This is a genomic window from Hymenobacter daecheongensis DSM 21074 (assembly GCF_900141805.1).
Lineage (GTDB): Bacteria > Bacteroidota > Bacteroidia > Cytophagales > Hymenobacteraceae > Hymenobacter > Hymenobacter daecheongensis.
In genome coordinates, this window is the sequence record NZ_FQYN01000005.1 from 68,186 (window position 1) to 89,092 (window position 20,907).

The following is a 20,907-nucleotide window of genomic DNA, read 5'->3' on the forward strand; positions in this document are numbered from 1 at the left end:
GTAGCCGGATGAAAAGCGGGCCGGAATATCCGGCCAGGGCTTATTTAGCCAGATCCGCCGGAGCGCCTACCAGCGCGTCCAGCTCTCCGCTGATGTGCGCGAACAGCTTCAGCAGCGCAGCCGGCGCGTCTTCTTCGGCCTGCACGGTTTTGCTGCTGCCATCGGGCTGCCGGATGGTGAGAATGGTGGAGGGCAAATCGGAAGTGTTGCCGGTGTAGCGGCTTTTAAACTCGGCAAAGCCCATATTTTGCGCCTCACTCACCAGGTCGCTGACCCTGTCGGCGGGCAGCTGCAGCTGGTGGGTGCCGAGGCTGGCTACGTGCTGCCGGCCCTCGTACGTCACCCGGCCATCGGCCCAGAAAGTAGCCGTAAAATCGGGACACAAACCCATGCAGGGGGTTTTGGCGAAGATCAGCAGCGGCTCCTGGCGGTCGATTTCCGTCAGCTTGCCGCCGCCGGTAGGGTTCGTGGTTTCCAGCGGCATCTTGATACCGCCCGTTTCCCAGCTGGTAGGCGGCTTGATACCCCCCGTTTCGTGCTTCACGGGCGGCTGCTCCGGGTTCCGTATTTCATCCTCCGCCGGCGGCTTGATGTTGATGGCCTCGCCCGAGCCCCCCGCCGACGGCGGCTTGATGCCGCCGGTCTGCCAGTCGGTGGGCGGCGTTTTGATGATAACGGTTTCGCCCTCCACCGGCGGCTTGATGGTGACCGGGCCGCTGCCGGCGGGCGGCGTTTTAATGCCACCGGTTTCCCAACTCGGTGGCGGAGTTTTGATACCGCCGGTTTCGCCTCCGGTGGGTGGCGGGGACTTGATGCCGCCGGTTTCCCAGGTGGGCGGGGGCGTTTTGATGCCGCCGGTCTGGCCGCTGCCGGTGGGCGGCTTGGTGCCGCCGGTGGACGGAGTTTTTATCACATCCGGGCCGCTGCCGCCCACTGGGGGCCGCACGCCGCCGATTTGGCCGCCCCCAGGCGGGTAGTAGGCCGGTCCGCGCGAGTGGTAGGTGCTGCGCCGCGTCTGCGTCGACTGCCGGTGGTCGAGGCCGTAGTAGTTGACGGTGCAGGAAGTCAGGCCCAGGCCCAACAGCACCAGGGCCGGAAGTAGCGGATGCTTCATGATTTTGGATTTTGGGGAGAGATGGGAAGTGTGATAGCCAAAATTCCAAAAAGCGGGCCAGTATCAGGCAACTCTAATATTCGGAGCTAACCTACGCCGCGTCCGCACGGCTTACAAGTTGATTTACAAGCAGTAGCATTATCTAAAATCGGGCACAAAAAAAGCCGCCCCACCCGGAACGGCTCTTAATGAAATCGGGGCGGAGAAAAATTCCCACCCAACTCCGGCCCGATTCTAACCGCTGTTAGTGCCGGAACATCAGTTCCCGGTACTTCACCAGCGGCCAGTCCTCATCGGCCACCATCAGCTCCAGCTTATCCACGGAGCGGCGGATGGTGTCGAAATGCGTTTTTACCGTGTCGCAGTAGGCAATGGCGCGGTCACGGGTGTCTTCCAGCTTGTTGGCCACCTTGCGGGCCTGCACCATCTCGTCCACCTGCGTTTTGATGGTGCTGATGTGGCGCGAAATGGCCTTGATGGTGTCCACCGTCACCTGCGAGTGCTCGTCGTCGAGGCCCAGCTCGCGCAGGCCGCGCACGTTGGTGATGAGCTTGGTTTGGTAGGCCACCGCCGTCGGGATGATGTGGTTGATGGCCAAATCGCCCATCGTGCGGCTCTCAATCTGGATTTTCTTGATGTAGTCTTCCAGCAGAATCTCGTGGCGGGCGTGCAGCTCCACGTGCGAGAAAATGCGGTGCCGGTCGAACAGCGCGGCGGCATCCTCGCGGATGAAGGCATCCAGGGCCTGCGGCGTGGTCGGGATGTTGCTCAGGCCGCGCTGAGCGGCTTCGTCCTTCCACTCGTCGGAGTAGCCGTTGCCCTCGAAGCGGATGTCTTTGGAAGCAATAACGTACTCACGCAGCACTTCCACGATGGCCACTTCCTTCTTCTTGCCCTGCTCGATGCGGGCATCCACGGAAGCTTTGAACTCAATGAGCTGCTCGGCTACAATGGTGTTCAGCACCGTCATCGACGAGGAGCAGTTGGCCGACGAGCCCACGGCCCGGAACTCGAACTTGTTGCCGGTGAAGGCGAAGGGCGAGGTGCGGTTGCGGTCGGTGTTGTCGAGCAGAATGGCCGGAATCTTGTCGATGCCGAGCTTGAGGTAGATGTTGTCGCCCTTGTCGAGGGGCACGGTGGCGGTGCGCTCCAGCTCGTTGAGCACGCTGTCCAGCTGCGAGCCCACGAATACCGACATGATGGCCGGCGGCGCTTCGTTGGCCCCAAGGCGGTGGTCGTTGGAGGCCGAGGCGATGCTGGCGCGCAGCAAATCGCCGTAGCGGTGCACGGCCGTGATGGTGGCAATGAAGAAGGCCAGGAACTGCAGGTTTTCCTTGGGCCGGCGGCCGGGGGCCAGCAGGTTCACGCCCGTATCGGTGCTCAGGGCCCAGTTGTTGTGCTTGCCCGAGCCGTTCACGCCGGCGTAGGGCTTCTCGTGCAGCAGCACCTTGAAGTTGTGTACCTCGGCCACGCGGTCCATGATGTCCATCAGGAGCTGGTTGTGGTCCACGGCCAGGTTGGCATCCTCGAAAGTTGGGGCGCACTCGTACTGGTTGGGGGCCACCTCGTTGTGGCGGGTGCGCAGCGGGATGCCGAGGCGGTTGGCCTCTTCCTCGAAGTCGAGCATGAAGGCGTGCACGCGGCTCGGAATGGAGCCAAAATAGTGGTCTTCCAGCTGCTGGCCCTTGGCCGGCGCGTGCCCAAACAGCGTGCGGCCGGTCATCACCAGGTCGGGGCGGGCATCAAACAGCGCCTTGTCCACCACGAAGTATTCCTGCTCAATGCCCAGCGTGGTCGACACGCGGTTCACGTCCTTGTCGAAGTACTGGCACACGTCCAGCGCGGCCTGCTCCAGCACCGCCAACGACTTGAGCAGCGGGGCTTTATAGTCCAGCGCCTCGCCGGTGTAGGCTACGAAGATGGTCGGGATGCACAGGGTTTTGGCGCCGGCCGTCTCGATGATGAAGGCGGGGGAAGTGGGGTCCCAGGCGGTGTAGCCGCGGGCCTCGAAGGTGTTGCGGATGCCGCCGTTCGGGAACGACGAGGCATCGGGCTCCTGCTGCACCAGCGCCGAACCCTTGAAGTTCTCAATCGGCCGGCCGTCGGAGTTCAGGTCGAAGAACGAGTCGTGCTTTTCGGCCGTGGAGCCCGTCAGGGGCTGAAACCAGTGCGTGTAGTGGGTAGCGCCCTTGGCCATGGCCCAGGTTTTCATGGCCGAAGCCACCGCATCGGCCACGGAACGCTCCACCGGCGTGCCCTGCTTGGTCGCCGACTGCAGCTTCTTGAAATACTCGCCCGGCATGTTGGCCCGCATGGCCTCCAGGTTAAACACGTTTTTACCAAAAGTGTCGGAGCGACGCTCGCCGGTAGAAATAACGGCTACCGGCTTGCGCTGGTCAACAAGTTCAAGTGCTTTGAAGCGTAGAATGGCCATTGAGAGGAGTAAGACGAAGGAAGTGGCTTATGCAGGGCAAAAATACGATACGCCAGATACTTTTTCCAAAAACACCCTAATTTTTTAAGTCAATTTGCCTAAAACATGTCGTCCGCTTGCACATAAGCCCAACTTCGGAAGGTCATATTCCGGGAAAGCATAATTTTCAGCAAGTACCACCCCCTCTTTTTCACCGCGCAGTGGTTGACCCCGCTCCTTTGCGGCGTGACCGGCAGGATTCCGGTCCCGGCCTTCCATCGGGGCGAATCTGCGGCTACCTTTGCCGGGTGAGAAACCGCTTTGCCTTCCAGCTGCGCTATTTTCTGTGCTGGCTGGTCTTTTTTATGGCGGCGAAGGCCGTCTTCCTGCTCTACCACTGGCCCAAAGCCGCTGCCTTGTCCAGGGGCGAGCTGCTGCGCGTGTTTGGCTACGGCCTGCGCCTCGATGCCTCGGCCACTGCCTACCTGAGCATTATCCCGTTCTTTCTGCTCACGGCGGGCAGCCTGCTGCCCGCCCGCTTTCCCCTCGACCGGCTCCTGCGCTTCTATACCGCCGTGGCGGGCATTGTGGCGGCGTTTTTCACGGTTGCCGATCTGGAGCTGTACCGCGCCTGGGGCTTCCGCCTCGACTCCACCCCGCTGCAATACCTCGATTCGCCGGCCGAAATGGCGGCCTCGGCCGGTAGCGCGCCCCTGCTCCCGCTGGCCGCGGTGCTGCTGGGCCTGCTGGCCGCGGGCTGGGCGCTCTATAGTAAGGTGTGCGGCCGGCTGCCCGCGCTGCCGCCGGGCTTCGGGCGCGGCCGGGCCGCGCTGGCGGGGCTGCTGTATCTGGCGCTGCTGGCCGTGCCCCTGCGCGGCGGCGTGCAGCAGATTCCGGTCAACCAGAGCGACGTGTATTTCTCGGCCCGGCCCTTCGCCAACCACGCGGCCGTAAACGTGCCCTGGAACATCGTCAACTCGCTTTTCCTGCAGAGCGGCGGCCCCAATCAGTACCAAACGATGCCCGATTCGGTGGCCGCGCGCACGGTGCGGCAGCTCTACGCGCCGGCCCCGGTGGCTGATACCGCCGCGGCCCGCCTGCTGCGGGTGCCGCGCCCCAACGTGGTATTTATCATTCTGGAAAGCTTCACGGCCAAGCTGGTGGCCGGCACGGGCGGCGAGCCGAACGTGACCCCGAACCTGGACAGCCTGGCCCGCACCGGAGTACTATTCACCAACCTCTACGCGGCCGGCGACCGCAGCCAGAAGGGCCTTGTGTCGTTGCTCAGCGGCTATCCCAACCAGCCCACCACCAGCATCATCAAGTATCCGCGCAAAACGGAGCGGCTGCCGCACCTGTGCCAGTCGCTGAAGCAGGCGGGCTACGCCTCGCACTACTATTATGGGGGCGAGCTGGCCTTTGCCAACATGAAAAGCTACCTCGTAACGGCCGGCTACGACCAGCTCACCGAGCGCGCCGACTTCCCGCTAAATCAGCAGAACAGCAAGTGGGGCGCGCACGACCACGTGCTGTTCGACCGCATCCTGACGGACCTGAAAACCCAGCGGCCGCCGTTTTTCGTCACTGCCTTCACCCTCAGCAGCCACGAGCCCTTCGACGTGCCGATTCCGCGCAAATTCCGGGGCACCGACGAAGCGGCGCTGTTTCGCAACTCCGTATTTTATACCGACTGGGCGCTGGGCCGCTTTCTGCGCACGGCCCGCCAACAGCCTTGGTGGGACAACACGCTGCTCGTGCTCGTAGCCGACCACGGCCACCATCTGCCCGGCAACGATGCCATCGAAAGTCCCGGCAAATTCCACATTCCGCTGGTGCTGGCCGGCGGGGCCCTGCGCCCCGAAGCCCGCGGCCGGGTGGTGGCTACGTTCGGCTCCCAGACCGACGTGGCCCCCACGCTATTGGCCCAGCTCGGCCTGCCCACCACGGCCTATAAGTGGGGCTACGACCTGCTGCGCCCCGTGCGCCAGCCCTTCGCCTTCTACTGCTTCACCGACGGCTTCGGCTTCCTGACCGCCACCAGCCGCCTCACCTACGACAACATCGGCCGCCGCCTCACCTCCGGCGACACCACGCACCTGCGCCAGGGCCAGGCCTACGAGCAGGCTTCATTCGAGGATTTTCTGCGTAAGTAGCGCTGGAAAAAGGCGCAAGCCCTCTGCGCTCCTCCGCGAAACCTCCGCGCTCCTCTGCGGGAAATACCGTCGCTCAACTTCCCATGCCCGAAACCCTCCTATTCGTCTACAACGCCGATTCCGGGCTGGGCAACGCCGTGCTGGATCTGCTGCACAAGACCCTTTCGCCGCGCACGTATGCCTGCTCGCTGTGCGCCCTCACCTACGGCGTGCGCATGCAGCCCGAGTGGCGCGAGTTTCTGCAGCAGCTGCCCATCACGCCCACGTTCCTGCACCGCGACGAATTGCCCACCCGGCACCCCGAGCTGGCCAGCCAGCCCCTGCCCGCCGCGTTTCTACGCACTGCGGGCGGCAGCTGGCAGCCCTTCCTGACCCCGCAGGAGCTAAACCAGACCGATTTGCCCGGTTTGATGGACTTGGTGCGGGAGCGGCTAAGCAAGGCCGGGCTAGCGACGGATTCGGCTGCTTCCGAAACGCGGCTTTAGATTCTGGTTGATTGGGCTTCTGTCAGGTTCTTTTCGCCGGGAGGGAGTTGTTGGAGAGGTCTAAAGGGCAAAGTTATGCTTTTGATTGGCCTACCTTATGAGGAAGATTACAGAAGAAACTGTTGAAATCAAGTGAAAAAACTACGATAATGACTGAACAAGACATAATTGATTTAGGGATACTTTATAAATATCGTGATGCTTGTTATGAGCGCAATTGGGGCATTTTAGAGAACCAAGAGCTGTACTTTCCTACGCCTAGCTCCTTTAATGATCCTTTCGATTCTAACATTCTCATCCGTTTCGATTTAGTATCAGAAGACGAGCAGCGTAAGATAGTTGCAGATTACATCAGAGCGAAGTACCCTAACGAGGGGAGCAATCTGCGAGCGCCACGCGTAGCGCAGGTGATGGAAAGCATGAACGATCCAGAACAGCATGACCGCGCTAACAAAACCTGGACAGAGAACTTGACCCAACATACCCGAATGTTCTGTGTATGTCCTGATCGGGGCAATATCTTGCTCTGGTCGCACTATGGGAATAACCACTCCGGATTCGCCATTGGATTTGATCCCAAGGAGATGCTACAAGTCTGGAAAGATAATCAAGGCTTCTTGCTAGGGCGAGTAAGGTACGAGGACGAGTATCCCGTTATCCTACCTCCTAAAGCATCGAATGCATTAACTAAGCAGGCTACACTGATCAAAATGTTGAATGTAAAGTCGAGCATTTGGGCGTATGAGAAGGAAGTACGCCTGACCATGTTCAAAGGACCAGAAAAAGCAGCCTTCAAATCAGAATTAATCACCGAGGTAGTGCTAGGTTGTAAAATTTCAGACGATCATCAGCAGCGACTACTCAAACTCATGGATGAGAGGTACCCGCATGCCACAGTGCTCAAGGTGAAACTGCGCCGAGGAGAGTTTGCTTTAGACTTCGACCAGCTTAGAGGTTGATCTTGTAAAAAAGCCCGAAAGAATGTATCTTCTTCAGTAAGCTGCCCCATGAGGTAGCCCGGCCCAAAGCAGCGCTTTCTAGCCCCATGTTCCAACTCCACCATCGCCCTACCGGAAACCTGCCGCTGCCGCCGTATCTTTGCGGCCTTGCTTATGGACATGGAAACCAAGAAAGTTGCCTTCTACACGCTGGGCTGCAAGCTCAACTTCTCCGAAACCTCGGCCATCGGCCGACAGTTTGAGGAGCGCGGCTTCCGCAAAGTAGCCTTCGAAGACGCGGCCGACATCTACGTCATCAACACCTGCTCCGTCACCGACCACGCCGACCGCAAGTGCCGCAAGGTGGTGAAAGAGGCCCTGAAGCACAACCCCGAGGCATTTGTGACCATCGTGGGGTGCTACGCGCAGCTCAAGCCCCAGGAGATTTCCGAGATTCCCGGTGTGCACGCCGTGTTGGGCGCGGCCGAGAAGTTTCAGCTGGTGGATATTCTGGCCGGCTTCGAGAAGCCCGCCGCCGGCCAGCCCGGCCAGGTCTACGCCTCCCCCATTTCGGCGGCCACCGAGTTTCACGCCGCCCACAGCTACGGCGACCGGACGCGCACCTTCCTCAAAGTGCAGGACGGCTGCGACTACTCCTGCTCCTTCTGCACCATCCCGCTGGCCCGCGGCAACAGCCGCTCCGACTCGGTGCAGAGCGTGGTGGAGCGCGTGCAGCAGCTGGCCGAAACCGGCGTGAAAGAAATCGTGCTGACCGGCGTGAATCTCGGCGACTTCGGCCTGCAAGGGCCCGAGCGCACCCGCAAAGAGACGTTCTACGACCTCGTGCAGGCCCTCGACGAGGTAGAGGGCATCCGCCGCTTCCGCATCAGCAGTTGCGAGCCCAACCTGCTCACCGATGAGATTATCCGCTTCGTGGCCCGCTCGAAGCGCTTTATGCCCCACTTCCACATCCCGCTGCAGTCGGGCTCCGATAAGATTCTGGGCCTGATGCGCCGCCGCTACCGCCGCCAGCTCTACCAGGAGCGCGTGGCCCTGATCAAAGAAGTGATGCCTCACGCCTGCATCGGCGTCGATGTCATCGTGGGCTTCCCCGGCGAAACGGAGGCCGACTCTCTGGAAACCTACCAGTTTCTGAACGACCTGGACGTGAGCTACCTGCACGTATTTCCGTACTCGGAGCGCGAAAACACGCTGGCCCCCACGCTGCCCGGCCGCGTGCAGGACCGCCACCGCCACGAGCGCACCACCCAGCTGCGCGGCCTGTCGGAAAAGAAAAAACGCTTTTTCTACGAGCAGCACGTAGGTCTGGAAACCGAAGTGCTATTTGAAGATGACGTGACCAACGGCCAGATGGAAGGCTTCACGCCGAACTACATCCGCGTGGCCGCCAAATACGACCCGCTGCTAGTGGGCGAAATGAAGCTGCTCCGCCTCACCGCCGTGAACCCGCAGAATCTGATGGAGGCCGAAGAGATGGGCGTGGAATTATTTCATCACTAGTGCTGCACCTGGTCTCAACTAAAACAAAAGGGTAAACTCGAATTAATTTTACCCTTTTGTTTTAGTTGAGATTTTCGACTTTTCCATCAACCTCCGTCTAACTCAAGCTGCATAATAGAACATACCAGCCCCAGCGGGGCGACATATCGGTAGTAAAGCGCCTCTAAAGTAGGCCCAAAGCCCCAGCGGGGCGACACCAATCGTTGAATGAGAGTGCCGCCCCGCTGAGGCTTTTGAAATGCTTTATGTGCGTTTCTCTACCGATATGTTGCCCCGCTGGGGTTAAAAACAGATATGCTGCAACTTGGGCTATTTGGCCAGTTGCCGCTGCACCAGATCCAGCATCTGCTGCATCAGGCGCTGCTGCTCCAGCAAATGTTGGTTGCGCATTTCCGCTACCGTCAGTTGGTGGGCCATCTGCTGGGCATAGAGTGCGGCCTGCAAACTCTCCTGCCCAAAAGCAGCCAGCGTTGCGGTGGCCGTCGGCGCGGGAGTGGATGCTAAAACAACAGGCTGGTTATCCACCGCTTTATTATCGGCTGCGGCGGGCGGTACTGGCCCGGAGCTAAGCGGCATCTCAGTATGAGAGACTGCCGGCATAGCCTCTTTGGCAGCCGGGGGCACCGCTACTGGCACCACGGCAGCCAAAGACACGTTTTCTGACGAAGCTGGCAGCGAAGCTATTTCCGGCTCGGGCTTTTCAGGAACCACTGCCGGCGGGGCCGCTGCTACTGCTACCGAGCTTGCATCACCCGGCTGCGGGGCAGTAGTCAGCATAGCTCCTTGCCCCTGCAAAAGCCAATCTTTAGAAACATTTGGATATACATCAAACACTTTACACAAAAGGTCAAATCCTGGTTTATTTCGCTCATCTACAATATGCTGAATGACTGTCGCAGTCTTATCCAGGGAGTTGGCAAATGCGTTTTTTGATATACCCAAATGAGCAATAAGCTCGTTGAATCTTTGCCCTACGGTTGCCGTCTGTTCCATATACCCAAATGTTATCATTACCCCAAATGTATAAAAATATTTGCTATTTAAGCTTACCCCTGGGTTTTTTCTTTACTTGCCCGGCTTTCACCAGGGAATGCAGAATGCCGCGGGGCTGCAGCCGGTCGTAGGTAAACACGTAGGCTCCATCGGGTAGAAACTCGAAATCCAGGCGCGACATGCCCACCGGGTGAAACAGCAGCAGCGCATCGGGCCGCAGGGCGAATTCGGTCAGGTAAAACAGGGATTCGTAGGGGTCTGCTTCGGCCCCGTCGCCGGCATAGAGCCGCTGATCGGCCTGGGGCGTGGTGTTCCAGTGCTCGATGCCGTAGAGCTGCGCGACGTGGGTAATCAGAGTGGAGTCGTCGCCGTAGCTGGCCACTACGCCAGCCAGCTCGTCGTGCAGGCGGCGGATGATGGCCAACCCCAGCCGCCGCTCCAGCTGCGCGGGCGGATCGGCTACCAGCTCGGGCAGCGTCAGGAGCCGGCCGGTGCGCAGGCAGAATGTGAGGTGCTGGGTAGCGGGCTCCGTGAGGCCCTGCCAGTCGCGGCTAAACGCGAAGGAAAGCAGGTAGCTCTGGTTGAGCAAAACGCCGTAGGAAGTGGCACTCAGCCCCAATCCGCCGGCCCACCAGGTTTTCGTATCCTCATCGTAGCAGCATTCCCGCGCCGCCTGCTGCAGCTGCCGCCGGGGGCTGGCCGTAGAGTCGATGGTGCTGAATTCGGCGGTGACGAAAGCCAGGAGCTGCCGGTTGATGCACCGGGCCACGGCGGCATCGGGCAGGCGCACCTGGGGCACCTGAAAACGCGCCACTTCGCCCTGAACGGCTACCGGATACACAACCGCCTGACTACCGGCCATAGCTTGAGCCTCTGCTCGCGGCAGGGCGACTGACCCCACTCCTACTCCCAGCAGCCAGCGCACCAGTGTTTTCATCGGCCAGAAATGCTCCCGTGTGGCAGCCAGTGCATAAAGCTGTTCTGATTACCGTTGCCTGCCTGCGAGATTTGCCGGCGGCGCTCGGAATGACGGGCTGTTTTCACTTCCTACGGGAGCCCGCTCCTACTCGTAGCGCAGGCTCTCAATCGGGTCGAGGGCGGCGGCTTTGCTGGCGGGATAGTAGCCCGAGGCCAGCCCCACCGTCACGCAGATAATCATACCCAGCGTCATCCAGAGCCAGGGCACCAGGAACGTACCTTCGCCGATGAAGAGCGAAATGGAGTTGCCCATCGCCACGCCCAGCAGGATGCCCAGCAGGCCGCCGAGCATGCAGATAACGATGGCTTCGATGAGAAACTGCTGCCGGATCTGCAGGGCCGTTGCGCCCAGCGCCTTGCGGATCCCGATTTCGCGGGTGCGCTCCGTAACCGATACCATCATAATGTTCATCAGGGCGATGCTGGCCCCGAGCAGCGTGATGAAGCCCACCAGAAAGCCGCCCACCCGCAGGTTTTCCGACAACGAGTCGAGCTTGCTGGCCATCGAGTCGCTGCCCTCTACCTCGAAGGAATCTTCCTGGCCCAACGGGTCGTGGCGCACGGCGCGCATCACGCCGGTGGCCTCGCCGGTGAGGTAGGTCAGGTTGTCGGGCGAGGTGGCGGCGGTTTTGATGTCGTAGGTGAGGGCGCGCTGGCGGGGCATCTGATTACCGGTTTCCAGCGGGATCAGCACGAGGCGGTCGGCGCCGCCGCCGCCCATGCTGCTGCCGCTTTTTTCCAACTGGCCCACCACCTGAAAGCGGCGACCCAGCAGATAGATGTACTTATCGACGGGACTCTGGCCAGGAAACAGCTTGTCCTTCACCTCCGTGCCCACAATGGCCACGTTGGCCCCGCTGGCTAGCTCGGCGGGCGAAAAGGCCCGGCCCCCGGCCAGGTTGTAGCTCTGAATCTGCAGGTAGTTCTCGTCGCCGGCCATCACGTTCATGTTGGGGTTGGTCTTCTGGCCGTTGCCCTTCACCTCGGTAGCCCCGGAAATAAAAGCCGAAATGCCCACCTGGGCCTGGTCGCCGATCTGGCGCTTATACTGCATGGCCTGCAGATACGTGACGGCCGGGTAGGTTTTGCCCTGCACGCCCCCGCGCCGAAAGCGGTTGGTGTAGCCTTTGGCTTTAATCTCGAACGAATTAGCCCCCAGGCTGGCAAACGTGGCGTTCAGCGAGTACTTAATAGCATCGATGGCCGTGAGAATGCCCACCAGCGACATAATGCCGATGCTCACAATGAGGGCCGTCAGCACGGTGCGCAGCAGGTTGCTATGAATGGAGCGGAAGGCTTCCTTGATGTTTTCCAGCAGGTGCATAGCGGCGGCGAATCAATCCGGGGAGGTGAGGATTAAAACCGGCGGCAGGCGGTGAAAACCGCGTTTTGGCAACAGCGGCCGGTGCCGCAAGGTAGGCGGTTTCGGGTAAACTCCCGCCCGGTTTCGCTACATTTGTTTAGGCCCCTGCAGCCGGCGCGGCAACGGGCACGGAATTCTAATGGTCTGTTTGTTGTAGGGTTGATTTCCCTGCTTTCTCTCGTTTTTTCCTCTTTGCAGAACCCGATGGCCCTGAAGCGTATTCTGCCCGTTTTATTTCTGCTGGCCGCCTGGCTCGGCCAGCCCGCCGCCGCGTGGGCCAACCACGTCTTCATCCCAATGGATAATACCCAGAAGGAGCATCTGAAAGCCTACGGCATGGCCTACTGGCTGCTGGGCCGGGAAGTGGAGGTCGATTGGCTGCTGAACTACCGGGGCGGCTCGTTTGCGGCGGCCGTAGCGCCGGGGCTGGAAAACGAGCTGGCCGTGCGCGGCATCACCTACCAGGTGATTTCGGAGGCGCAGTACACCGGTATTCTGGCCCAGATAGCCGACCCCAACGCCAACATGGACCTGATGAAGCTGGAGAAAGCGCCCAAAATTGCGGTGTATACGCCCAAGGGCAAGCAGCCCTGGGACGATGCCGTGACGCTGGTGCTGGCCTACGCCGAAATCCCCTACACCCAGATCTACGACGACGAAGTGCTGCACGGCGACCTGCCTAAGTACGACTGGCTGCACATTCACCACGAGGACTTTACGGGCGAATACGGGAAGTTTTATGCCACCTACCGCAACCGCCCCTGGTACCAGCAGCAGCAGCGCGACGCTGAGGCCACGGCCAAGCGCAACGGCTTCAGCAAAGTAAGCCAGATGAAGGGCGCGGTGACGGTAAAAATGCAGGAGTTTATTGCCGGCGGCGGCTTCCAATTTGCCATGTGCGGCGCTACCGACACCTACGACATTGCCCTGGCCGGCCTGGGCGTGGATATGGTGGAAAGCATGTACGACGGCGACCCGGCCGATCCGCAGGCCCAGCAGAAGCTCAACTTCAACCGCACCCTGGCCTTCAAGGACTTCCAGCTGGTGCGCGACCCCTACCAATACGAGTACTCCGACATTGACATGCAGCCCGGCGAGCGGGGCGTGTACGAAGGCACCGACTACTTCCAGCTCTTCACGTTTTCGGCCAAATACGACCCCGTGCCCACCATGCTCACCCAGAACCACGAGAAAACAGTGAAGGGCTTCATGGGTCAGACCACCGCCTTCCGCAAGCAGCTCATTAAGCCCGACGTGGTAATAATGGGCGACAACAAGGCTTCCGGCGAGGTGCGCTACATGCACGGCACGCTGGGCAAAGGCACCTGGACCTACTACAGCGGCCACGACCCCGAAGACTACCAGCACATGGTGGAGGAAGAGCCCACCGACCTGAGCCTGCACCCCAACTCGCCCGGCTACCGCCTGATTCTGAACAACATCCTGTTTCCGGCGGCCAAAAAGAAGAAGCAGAAAACGTGATGCTATCCGGCCCATGCCGGGTTTTGCAAGCCTCCTTATCCGTTGCGCGGAGAAGGAGGCTTTTTGCTTCTGTCGGCTGCTGGGGCCCGGAAATCCGCTCCTCCAGCCGGCGGCGGCCAACCCGAAGCACGACAGAAAAACCGGACAGAAAGTTATCTTAGCCAGCGCAGTCCCGTTGGTCTGCCGCGGTTTCCCTAGCCCCTTCGTATGAACTCCGAGCACACCAACTACAGCCTCTCCGGCAGCCAGGAAGAGCCCGTAGCCGCCCTGGAAGAAGCCCCGAATCCGCTGCCGCGGGCGGTGCTGCGCCTCAACAACCATTTTCTGCTCGATGGGGAGTGGAAATTCGCCCTCGATGCCGACGACACCGGCCTGCGTGACTGCTGGTTTCTGGGCCACGACTACGAGCACAGCGCCCACTGGCCCGGCTCCATCGAGGCCCACATGGCCCAGGCCAAAGGCGACGCGCCGGCCGTGATGTGGCAGGATACGGTGGTGGCCTGGTACGAGCGCGAGTTCACGCTGCCCACCATTGCCGAGCCGCTCACGCGCTCCATGTTCCAGCTCACCTTCGGGGCCTGCGGCTACGAGACGCGGGTGTGGCTCAACGGCCGGCTACTGCGCACCATTGAGGGCGAAGACGTGCATTTTGGCGAGTACACGTCTTTTTCCTACGAGCTGCGCGAAGAAAATCTGCACCCCGTGAACCGCCTCACCGTGCGCGTGGCCGACACAATGGACGCCGAGACCACCCGCGGCAAGCAGGAGTCGCACATCTACAAGCGCGGCGGCATCTGGTATCAGACCTACAGCGGGGCCGTGCGCAGCGTGTGGCTCGAAATGGTGGAGCGCAACCGCCTCCGCTCCCGCCTCGGCGTCGATTCGGTGGTGGAAGACCAGCTCGTGCGCTTCAACGTGACCACCCGCGTGCACGACCCCGGCCACTACACATTGCGCCTGCGCGTGTTTGAGCGCGGCGCGGCCAAAGCCACGCCCCACCTGTTCACCTCCGATTTTCCGTTGCGCCTGGAAGCCGGACAGAAGCAGCAGCGCGTGGTACTGGAAATGCCCGGCGCCCGGCTCTGGTCGCCGGAAGCCCCGAACCTGTATCAGCTGGTAGCCGAGCTGATTGACACCGACGGCTACGCGGCCCAGATTGAAACCCACTTCGGCCTGCGCAAAATCGAGTCCAGGGGCCGCCACGTGTACCTGAACAACGAGCCTACGTATCTCGACGGCATTCTGTACCAGCCCGGCACGGCTACTTACGAGGAGATGCGCCGCCACATGCACGCCATGCAGAAGCTGGGCTGCAACCTGGTGCGCGTCCACATTGCCGGCATCGACCCGCGCATCTACAACCTGGCCGACGAGCTGGGCCTGCTGCTGTGGGTGGAAGTGCCCAGCCCGCACACCTCCAGCCCGCGCAGCCGCCAAAATCACCGCGAGGAGCTGCTGCGCATGCTGATGCTGATTGAGTCGCACCCCTCGGTGGTCATCTGGAGCCTGTATAATGAGGACTGGGGCTGCCAGGACATTGCCACCAACCCCGAAACCCGCCAGTACATCATCGACACCTACCACTTCATGCTTATCGAGCATCCGCAGTTTCTGGTGGTGGATAATGACGGCTGGCAGCACATTTCGCAGGAGGGTCGCCTGAAATCGGACCTGCTCACGGCCCACCTCTACACCCCCGACATGCCCCACTGGCAAAACCTGCTCGACCGGCTGGTGCGGGGCGAGATGGACGGCACCGCCGCCTTCCCCCTCATCGTGGGCGACGCTTTCTTCTACCGCCGCCAGAAGCCGCTGATTGTGAGCGAGTGGGGTGGCTTCGGCTTCGCCAACTACGGCGGCCCCGAGGCCGGTGAAGAGCGCACCGAGCAAATCCGCCAGTTCAAGCAGGAGCTGCGCGCCCGCCCCATCGCCGGCGACGTGTACACGCAGGCCACCAACATCGAAGACGAGCGCAACGGCATCATCGACCAGCACACCGGCGAGCTAGCCGTACCGCCCGGCCTGCTGAACTCGCGGTAATGTGCTAATTGTCATTGCGAGCAAAGCGAAGCAATCCGTCCTGGGCAATGAGCCAAGCTTTATAAACAGAAAAGCCGTGACGTATGTGTGCGTCAGGGCTTTCTGCTTTATCAAGGCTTTTTACATTTCAGAGGACGGATTGCTTCGCTTTGCTCGCAATGACAAGCAGCGCATCATCACCTAGTGCATCCTATCGTCGCGCACGGGGAGGTTGGTGATGATTTCGCCTTCGATTTTGAGCAGCTCCTGCAGGCGGGCATCCACTTCCTTGGGGTCGCGGTATTCCTTGGCCAGGTCTACATAGGCCACGAAATGGGCGGCCTCCGACACCATTAGTTCGTAGTAAAACTTGCTCAGGTCGGGGTCGGGAATGTGCTGCCAGAGCAGCTTGAACCGCTCGCAGCTGCGCGCCTCAATCAGCGCCGACACGAGCAGCATGTCCATCAGCTGCCGGTCGCGGTGGTCGCCGCGGCGCACGTGGGTCATCAGCTGCACCACGTACTCGTCGCGGCGCTGGGGACCCAGCTCGTAGCCGCGCTTGCGCAGCTCCAGCAGCACCCGCTCGAAGTGGGCCCATTCCTCGGCCACCAGGGCCGTCAGCTCGTCCACAAGGCGGGTTTTCTCGGGGTATTTCACAATGAGCGAAATACCGGTGCTGGCCGCCTTCTGCTCGCAGTAGGCATGATCAACGAGAATATCCTCGATGTTTTTGCTGGCAATATCCACCCAGCGCGGGTCGGTATTGAGCTTGAGCTTGAGGATGGTTTTTTCCTTGGGCTCGGAGGCGGAGGCGGCGGGCTGTGGTTCCATAAGGAGAAGGGGTTTCATCGGTTCTGCCTAGCCGGCTCGGGCCGGCGGAAGCAGCCCGATGGCCGGCAAAGCAGCTGGTTAATCAAAGAACTGCCACCGCAGGCCAAACTGGAAGCGGCGCGGCAGGCCGGTGTAGTAAGGCGTGGTGAAATAGCCGTCCTTATTGAGCAGATACTGGTTCACGTAAGCCATTTTCAGAAACAGCGACACGGTTTTAATGTCGGTGTTCAGGTACACGTCCACCAGCGGGTAGTTGCGGATGGTGAAGGCATCCTGGAGGTAAAATTGCTGGGTGCTGGGGCTGTAGGCGTAGCCTTTGAACTTCGACTGGTAGTACATTTCCACCCCTACCTGGCTGAACAGGGCCTTTTTGAAAATGTAGCTCTGGTAATACAGCTTGCTGTTGGTCACCAGCCGCGGAATGCGCACGCCGCGCTCGTCGGGGCTGTAGGTGTAAGTGGCCTGGTTGTCGGCGAAAACGTGGCCCAGCTGCAGCCAGTGTCGCAGCGTGCCGATGAGCAGTTGCTTGGAGCCCGTGAGCTGCGCGGGGCGGGCGTTCTGGTTGTAGTAGACCAGCTTTGCAATATTGACCACGCTGCCCGACAGCTCCAGGCGTTGCCGGCCCAGCGTCTGCGCGAGGCGGGCGCTGAGCTGCTGCACGTTGGTATTGTCGAAGGCGCTGTCGGCTACGGTGTGGTCCCAGGCGTAGTGGTTGCCGCTGAAGCGCTGCTGGGTGAGCGTGGGCGCATACGACGAATTCAGCAGCTCGCCGCTGAGCGGGCCCAGGCGGGCGGTGGCCCGCAGCCAGTACTCAGTCTGGCCCAGCGTGGCCGAGGGCTTCAGCTCGCCGGCCGTCTGAACGGCCACCAGGCTGCGGTAGCGGAAGGCCGCCGTGCCGCCCACAAACAGCTGCCCAAACGTGGCATCGGGCAGAATGGGGCGCACCACGCCGGGCTCGTTCAGGCCGTTTTCGCCCACCAGGGCGCGCGAAATCAGCCGGCCATTGCGGTAGCGGGCATACAGGCGGTATTCCACGGCCTCAGTGCGGCCCAGCACGCCCACCGCGTTTTCCAGCTGCCGCAGCTCGGCCCGGTCATCGGTGCCGATGTTGCTCAGCCGCGGAGCTGGCGGATAAAACAGCAGCCGCCCCTGCGCATCGCGCTGAGCCGGCGTGAAGGTGTCGGTGTATTTGTTAAGCTGCCGGCTCCAGTCGAAGAGATGATACACGGTGAGGCCGCGGCCCAGCAGGCGGTAGGTATGCACCAGGCGGCCCTGGTCCCGGTCGTCGCGGTTCAGGGCCTGCGTGAGCCAGACCCGCTCCCGGTCGTAGCCGAACAGGTCGCGCGGAAACGAATCGGTGGGCTGGGGCCGGATGCCGCCCTGCTCCACGGCGCGGTGGCGGGCGGTGCCGAAGCTCGCCAGTGCGTGGTAGCGGTCGTCTTTGCTTTGGAAGCGGGTGAAGAACAGCACGTTATTATGCTCCGACATCGCCTCGCGGTTGCCGGGCGCGGTAGCCACCGATTTGTTGGACGCAAACCGCTCAAAGGCCATTCCGATATTGGCCTGCCGGCCAATGCTGCGGCTATACGACAGCTCAAACACCTGTTCGCCCACGCCACTCTGGTTGTAGCGAAAAAACGTGTAGGGCGACTTGGTATCGTAGAACGGTATGGTGGCCGCGTCGCGGGCGTACTTGTCGAACACGGTGCGGCCCAGCCGGGCCCCGAGCTGGGTGTTGGTCTGCCACAGCAGCCGGTGCGAGGCCGTGCCCACGTTGCCCAGATCCTGCTGGAACGTACTGTCGTGAAACCAGTTGCGCTGCTGATGAATGCTGGTCAGGGTGGTATCCACGATGCGGCCCTCGTACTGCTCGCGCAGAATATCGGCCTCGTAGAGCACGCGGGTGGTTTTGGCGCCGTAGAGCACCTTGGTCGAGTCATCGACGATCTGGGCCCGCAGGCTCAGGGGCAGCCACAGCAGCAGCAGCGCCGGCAGCACGAAGCGGCGGCGCGCCCGGCGAAGGCACATATTCAGAGGCAACAGCAGATCAGACAACAGCTTGGGGCTGAAATAAAGGCGGGAGCAGGCTCCGGAGACGGGCAGCGCCGTCGGCCAGAAACCGTACTTCGATGGGAATGTAGAAAACGGGCAACCCGGCCAGCGCGGGCCGCAACGCCGGTTCCAGCAGGCGCACGGCATCCTTCTGGGTGGTAAAAACGCTCTGGCCGGGTTGTAATTGCCCGGCCACCGCCGCAATGTCGGCCGCGGTGAAGGCGTGGTGGTCGGCGAAGGCCGCGTGGTGCCGAATTTGGTAGCCGGCGGCGGTCAGGTAGCCCCGCAGCGGGCCGGGCTGGGCAATGCCGGTCAGCAGCACGATTTCGCGGCCGGCGGGCGCGGCCGAAGCCCCCACCGCCACCGGCGCGCCGTAGTCGTAGGTCGAAAACAGCACCGGCACCCGCGGCCGGCTGTAGCGCCGGATGCGGGCCGTGATGGCGGCCTGGTCGGCCACGGAAAGGTCGGCCGCGCACTTGGTCACGATGACCACATCGGCGCGGGCGGCTCCGTGGCGACTTTCGCGCAGGCGGCCGGCGGGCAGCACAAAGTCGTGGTAAAAGGGTCGCTCCTGCTCCATGAGCAATATATTGAGCACGGGCCGCACGCGGCGGTGCTGGTAGGCATCGTCGAGCACCACGGCCGTCAGGGCGGGCTCGGTGCGCAATAAGGTATCAATACCCAGGCGGCGGTTTTCGCACACGGCCACCGGCACCTGGCCCCCGAAATCCTGGTAGTGCTGCAGCGGCTCATCGCCGATGGTGGCGGCGGTGGCGGCGGCATCGGCCCGCAGGTAGCCGCGGGTGCGGCGGCCATAGCCCCGGCTCAGAATGGCCGGCTTTTCGCCGCTCTGGCGCAATTGCGCAATCAGCCAAGCCACGTGGGGCGTCTTGCCCGTGCCCCCGGCCCGCAGGTTGCCCACGCTCACCACGGGCACCGCGTAGGCCGCCGAGGCTTTCAGACCGCTGTCGTAGAGCCAGTTGCGCACGCGCAGCACCAGGGCATAGAGCCAGGCAAAAGGCAGCAGCAGCAGGGCGAGCGGGTGGGGCATAAACTGGCGGCGGAAACGCGGAACCGCAAAAGTACGCCTACTTCCTCAATCCCGGTAGCGAAATCCCGCACCGGGGCCGCCGCCCGGCCGCCGGGTGTTTCTGCGGTTCTGCGGAAATGTAGAAATTGCCGCCCGTCATTCGCCCTCCCTTATCTGCTGCTTCCCAAAATGAAACGAGCCTACACCAACCTTACCGTGCAGGTGCTCACGGCCATTGCTCTGGGGGTGGCCGTCGGGGCGCTGTTTCCGGCCGTGGGGGCCGCGCTGAAGCCGGTAGCCGATACCTTTATCAGCCTCATCAAAATGCTGATTGCCCCCATCGTTTTCCTGACGGTAGTGCTGGGCATTGCGGGCATGGGCAGCCTCAAGAAGGTGGGGCGCGTGGGCGGCAAGGCCCTGCTTTATTTCGAAGTGGTAACCACGCTGGCCCTGGGCGTTGGGGTGGTGGTGGCCAACCTGGCCCAGCCCGGCGCGGGCGTGCAGGAAACGGCCCAGGCCGTGCTGCAGGACGCGAAAAAAGCCGCGGAAGCGGCCAAGTTCACCGCCCAGGCCGGCGAGATGGACTGGGTGGCCTTCTTCACCCACATCATACCCGACAACGTGGTGGGGGCTTTTGCTAAGGGCGACATTCTGCAGGTGCTGCTGTTTTCGGTGCTTTTCGGGCTGGCTCTCAATCGGATGGGCGAGTATGCCCAGCCGCTGGTCAAAACCTTCGACCGGCTCTCGCACGCCATGTTCGGGGTGCTGGCGCTGGTCATGAAGCTAGCCCCCGTCGGGGCCTTTGCGGGCATGGCCTACACCATTGGCAAATACGGCGTGGCCTCGCTGCTGCCCCTGGGCAAGCTGCTGCTGGTGGTCTATGCCACCATGTTCATGTTTATTTTCGGAGTGCTGAATCTGATTCTGCGCGCCTACAAGCTGCGCCTGGGGCCGTACCTGCGCTTCATTCGGGAAGAAATTCTGCTGGTGCTGGGCACGTCCTCTTCGGAGTCGGCGCTGCCGCGCATGATTGATAAGATGGAGCGCTACGGCTGCTCCCGCTCGGTGGCCGGCCTGGTGATTCCGACGGGCTACTCCTTCAACCTCGACGGCACGTCCATCTACCTCTCCATTGCCGTTATTTTCCTGGCCCAGGCCTTCCATATCCCGCTTTCCCTGTCCCAGCAGCTCACCCTGATTGCCATTCTGATGGTTACCAGCAAGGGCGCGGCGGGGGTCACGGGCTCGGGCTTCATCGTGCTGGCCTCCACGCTGGCGGCCACCCGCCTGGTGCCGGTGGAAAGCGTGGCCCTGCTGCTGGGCGTCGACCGGTTTATGAGTGAGGCGCGGGCCATTACCAACGTCATCGGCAATGGCGTTGCCACGCTGGTGGTGGCCAAAAGCGAGGGCGAATTTGACGAGGCCCGCCACCGGCTGGCCCTGCTGGGACGCTCGGTGCCCGAGCAGGAACGCGCCGAACCCGCCGCCCTGCTGCCCCGCGTAGAAGTGCCCCACTGAGCCCGCCCAATTTATAA

The 20,907-nt window shown here is 61.8% G+C and carries 15 protein-coding genes; 7 read left to right on the forward strand and 8 right to left on the reverse strand.

Translation table 11 applies throughout. The features are described from left to right. Positions 1–40: 40 nt before the first annotated feature. Both BUB62_RS10830 and BUB62_RS10835 read right to left on the reverse strand, forming a co-directional pair. Positions 41–1,114 (reverse strand): DUF6438 domain-containing protein, encoded by a 1,074-nt coding sequence (locus BUB62_RS10830; protein WP_073109869.1) that lies wholly within the window; start codon positions 1,112–1,114, stop codon positions 41–43. 244 nt (positions 1,115–1,358) lie between these two features. Beyond that, entirely contained in the window at positions 1,359–3,548 is a 2,190-nt protein-coding gene (locus tag BUB62_RS10835; RefSeq protein WP_073109872.1) for a glutamine synthetase III family protein, read from the reverse strand. Between the two features lie 287 nt (positions 3,549–3,835). On the opposite strand from BUB62_RS10835, the gene BUB62_RS10840 reads away from it, so the two are divergent. The 4 genes from BUB62_RS10840 (at position 3,836) to mtaB (ending at position 8,624) form a co-directional block, all read left to right on the forward strand. Further along, entirely contained in the window at positions 3,836–5,680 is a 1,845-nt protein-coding gene (locus tag BUB62_RS10840; protein WP_084539002.1) for an LTA synthase family protein, read from the forward strand. 83 nt (positions 5,681–5,763) lie between these two features. After that, positions 5,764–6,165: a hypothetical protein gene (locus BUB62_RS10845; protein ID WP_073109873.1), complete on the forward strand. Its 402-nt coding sequence runs from the start codon at positions 5,764–5,766 to the stop codon at positions 6,163–6,165. Positions 6,166–6,314: 149 nt separating this feature from the next. Beyond that, positions 6,315–7,124: a DUF2971 domain-containing protein gene (locus BUB62_RS10850; protein ID WP_073109875.1), complete on the forward strand. Its 810-nt coding sequence runs from the start codon at positions 6,315–6,317 to the stop codon at positions 7,122–7,124. A 153-nt stretch (positions 7,125–7,277) separates the two neighbouring features. Further along, positions 7,278–8,624, forward strand: coding sequence for a tRNA (N(6)-L-threonylcarbamoyladenosine(37)-C(2))-methylthiotransferase MtaB (gene mtaB / locus BUB62_RS10855; protein ID WP_073109878.1), 1,347 nt, complete (start codon positions 7,278–7,280; stop codon positions 8,622–8,624). Between the two features lie 309 nt (positions 8,625–8,933). Here the strand turns inward: mtaB and BUB62_RS10860 are convergent, their stop codons facing one another. From BUB62_RS10860 to BUB62_RS10870, 3 genes are all read right to left on the reverse strand, one after another. Next, positions 8,934–9,617, reverse strand: a complete 684-nt coding sequence (locus BUB62_RS10860; RefSeq protein WP_143164118.1) for a helix-turn-helix transcriptional regulator — start codon at positions 9,615–9,617, stop codon at positions 8,934–8,936. 43 nt (positions 9,618–9,660) lie between these two features. Then, positions 9,661–10,554: a hypothetical protein gene (locus BUB62_RS10865; RefSeq protein ID WP_159437443.1), complete on the reverse strand. Its 894-nt coding sequence runs from the start codon at positions 10,552–10,554 to the stop codon at positions 9,661–9,663. A gap of 126 nt (positions 10,555–10,680) precedes the next feature. After that, complete coding sequence (locus BUB62_RS10870) at positions 10,681–11,919, reverse strand: ABC transporter permease (protein ID WP_073109885.1); 1,239 nt, start codon at positions 11,917–11,919, stop codon at positions 10,681–10,683. 243 nt (positions 11,920–12,162) lie between these two features. Here BUB62_RS10870 and BUB62_RS10875 point away from each other — a divergent pair, with 243 nt between their 5' ends. Next, positions 12,163–13,440 carry an asparagine synthetase B gene (locus tag BUB62_RS10875; RefSeq protein WP_073109887.1) on the forward strand — a complete coding sequence of 426 codons (1,278 nt, stop codon included), beginning with the start codon at positions 12,163–12,165 and terminating at the stop codon, positions 13,438–13,440. Positions 13,441–13,647: 207 nt separating this feature from the next. After that, positions 13,648–15,480, forward strand: coding sequence for a glycoside hydrolase family 2 protein (locus BUB62_RS10880; protein WP_073109890.1), 1,833 nt, complete (start codon positions 13,648–13,650; stop codon positions 15,478–15,480). A 180-nt stretch (positions 15,481–15,660) separates the two neighbouring features. Here the strand turns inward: BUB62_RS10880 and miaE are convergent, their stop codons facing one another. From miaE to lpxK, 3 genes are all read right to left on the reverse strand, one after another. Continuing rightward, the gene (gene miaE, locus BUB62_RS10890; protein WP_073109894.1) at positions 15,661–16,290 is read right to left on the reverse strand and encodes a MiaE family protein; all 630 of its coding nucleotides are present in this window, start codon (positions 16,288–16,290) and stop codon (positions 15,661–15,663) included. Between the two features lie 78 nt (positions 16,291–16,368). Then, positions 16,369–18,318 (reverse strand): putative porin, encoded by a 1,950-nt coding sequence (locus BUB62_RS10895; protein ID WP_159437444.1) that lies wholly within the window; start codon positions 18,316–18,318, stop codon positions 16,369–16,371. Positions 18,319–18,337: 19 nt separating this feature from the next. Next, the gene (lpxK, locus tag BUB62_RS10900) at positions 18,338–19,393 is read right to left on the reverse strand and encodes a tetraacyldisaccharide 4'-kinase (RefSeq protein ID WP_073109899.1); all 1,056 of its coding nucleotides are present in this window, start codon (positions 19,391–19,393) and stop codon (positions 18,338–18,340) included. Between the two features lie 168 nt (positions 19,394–19,561). Here lpxK and dctA point away from each other — a divergent pair, with 168 nt between their 5' ends. Then, positions 19,562–20,890: a C4-dicarboxylate transporter DctA gene (dctA, locus tag BUB62_RS10905; protein ID WP_073109901.1), complete on the forward strand. Its 1,329-nt coding sequence runs from the start codon at positions 19,562–19,564 to the stop codon at positions 20,888–20,890. The last annotated feature ends 17 nt before the right edge of the window (positions 20,891–20,907 follow it).

What these genes read in the sequence shown, in the direction of transcription:
- BUB62_RS10830 (WP_073109869.1), bottom strand. Translation starts at nt 1,114, where the DNA reads ATGAAGCATCCGCTACTTCCGGCCCTGGTGCTGTTGGGCCTGGGCCTG.
- BUB62_RS10835 (WP_073109872.1), bottom strand. Translation starts at nt 3,548, where the DNA reads ATGGCCATTCTACGCTTCAAAGCACTTGAACTTGTTGACCAGCGCAAG.
- BUB62_RS10845 (WP_073109873.1), top strand. Translation starts at nt 5,764, where the DNA reads ATGCCCGAAACCCTCCTATTCGTCTACAACGCCGATTCCGGGCTGGGC.
- BUB62_RS10850 (WP_073109875.1), top strand. Translation starts at nt 6,315, where the DNA reads ATGACTGAACAAGACATAATTGATTTAGGGATACTTTATAAATATCGT.
- mtaB (WP_073109878.1), top strand. Translation starts at nt 7,278, where the DNA reads ATGGACATGGAAACCAAGAAAGTTGCCTTCTACACGCTGGGCTGCAAG.
- BUB62_RS10860 (WP_143164118.1), bottom strand. Translation starts at nt 9,617, where the DNA reads ATGGAACAGACGGCAACCGTAGGGCAAAGATTCAACGAGCTTATTGCT.
- BUB62_RS10865 (WP_159437443.1), bottom strand. Translation starts at nt 10,554, where the DNA reads ATGAAAACACTGGTGCGCTGGCTGCTGGGAGTAGGAGTGGGGTCAGTC.
- BUB62_RS10870 (WP_073109885.1), bottom strand. Translation starts at nt 11,919, where the DNA reads ATGCACCTGCTGGAAAACATCAAGGAAGCCTTCCGCTCCATTCATAGC.
- BUB62_RS10875 (WP_073109887.1), top strand. Translation starts at nt 12,163, where the DNA reads ATGGCCCTGAAGCGTATTCTGCCCGTTTTATTTCTGCTGGCCGCCTGG.
- BUB62_RS10880 (WP_073109890.1), top strand. Translation starts at nt 13,648, where the DNA reads ATGAACTCCGAGCACACCAACTACAGCCTCTCCGGCAGCCAGGAAGAG.
- miaE (WP_073109894.1), bottom strand. Translation starts at nt 16,290, where the DNA reads ATGGAACCACAGCCCGCCGCCTCCGCCTCCGAGCCCAAGGAAAAAACC.
- BUB62_RS10895 (WP_159437444.1), bottom strand. Translation starts at nt 18,318, where the DNA reads ATGTGCCTTCGCCGGGCGCGCCGCCGCTTCGTGCTGCCGGCGCTGCTG.
- lpxK (WP_073109899.1), bottom strand. Translation starts at nt 19,393, where the DNA reads ATGCCCCACCCGCTCGCCCTGCTGCTGCTGCCTTTTGCCTGGCTCTAT.
- dctA (WP_073109901.1), top strand. Translation starts at nt 19,562, where the DNA reads ATGAAACGAGCCTACACCAACCTTACCGTGCAGGTGCTCACGGCCATT.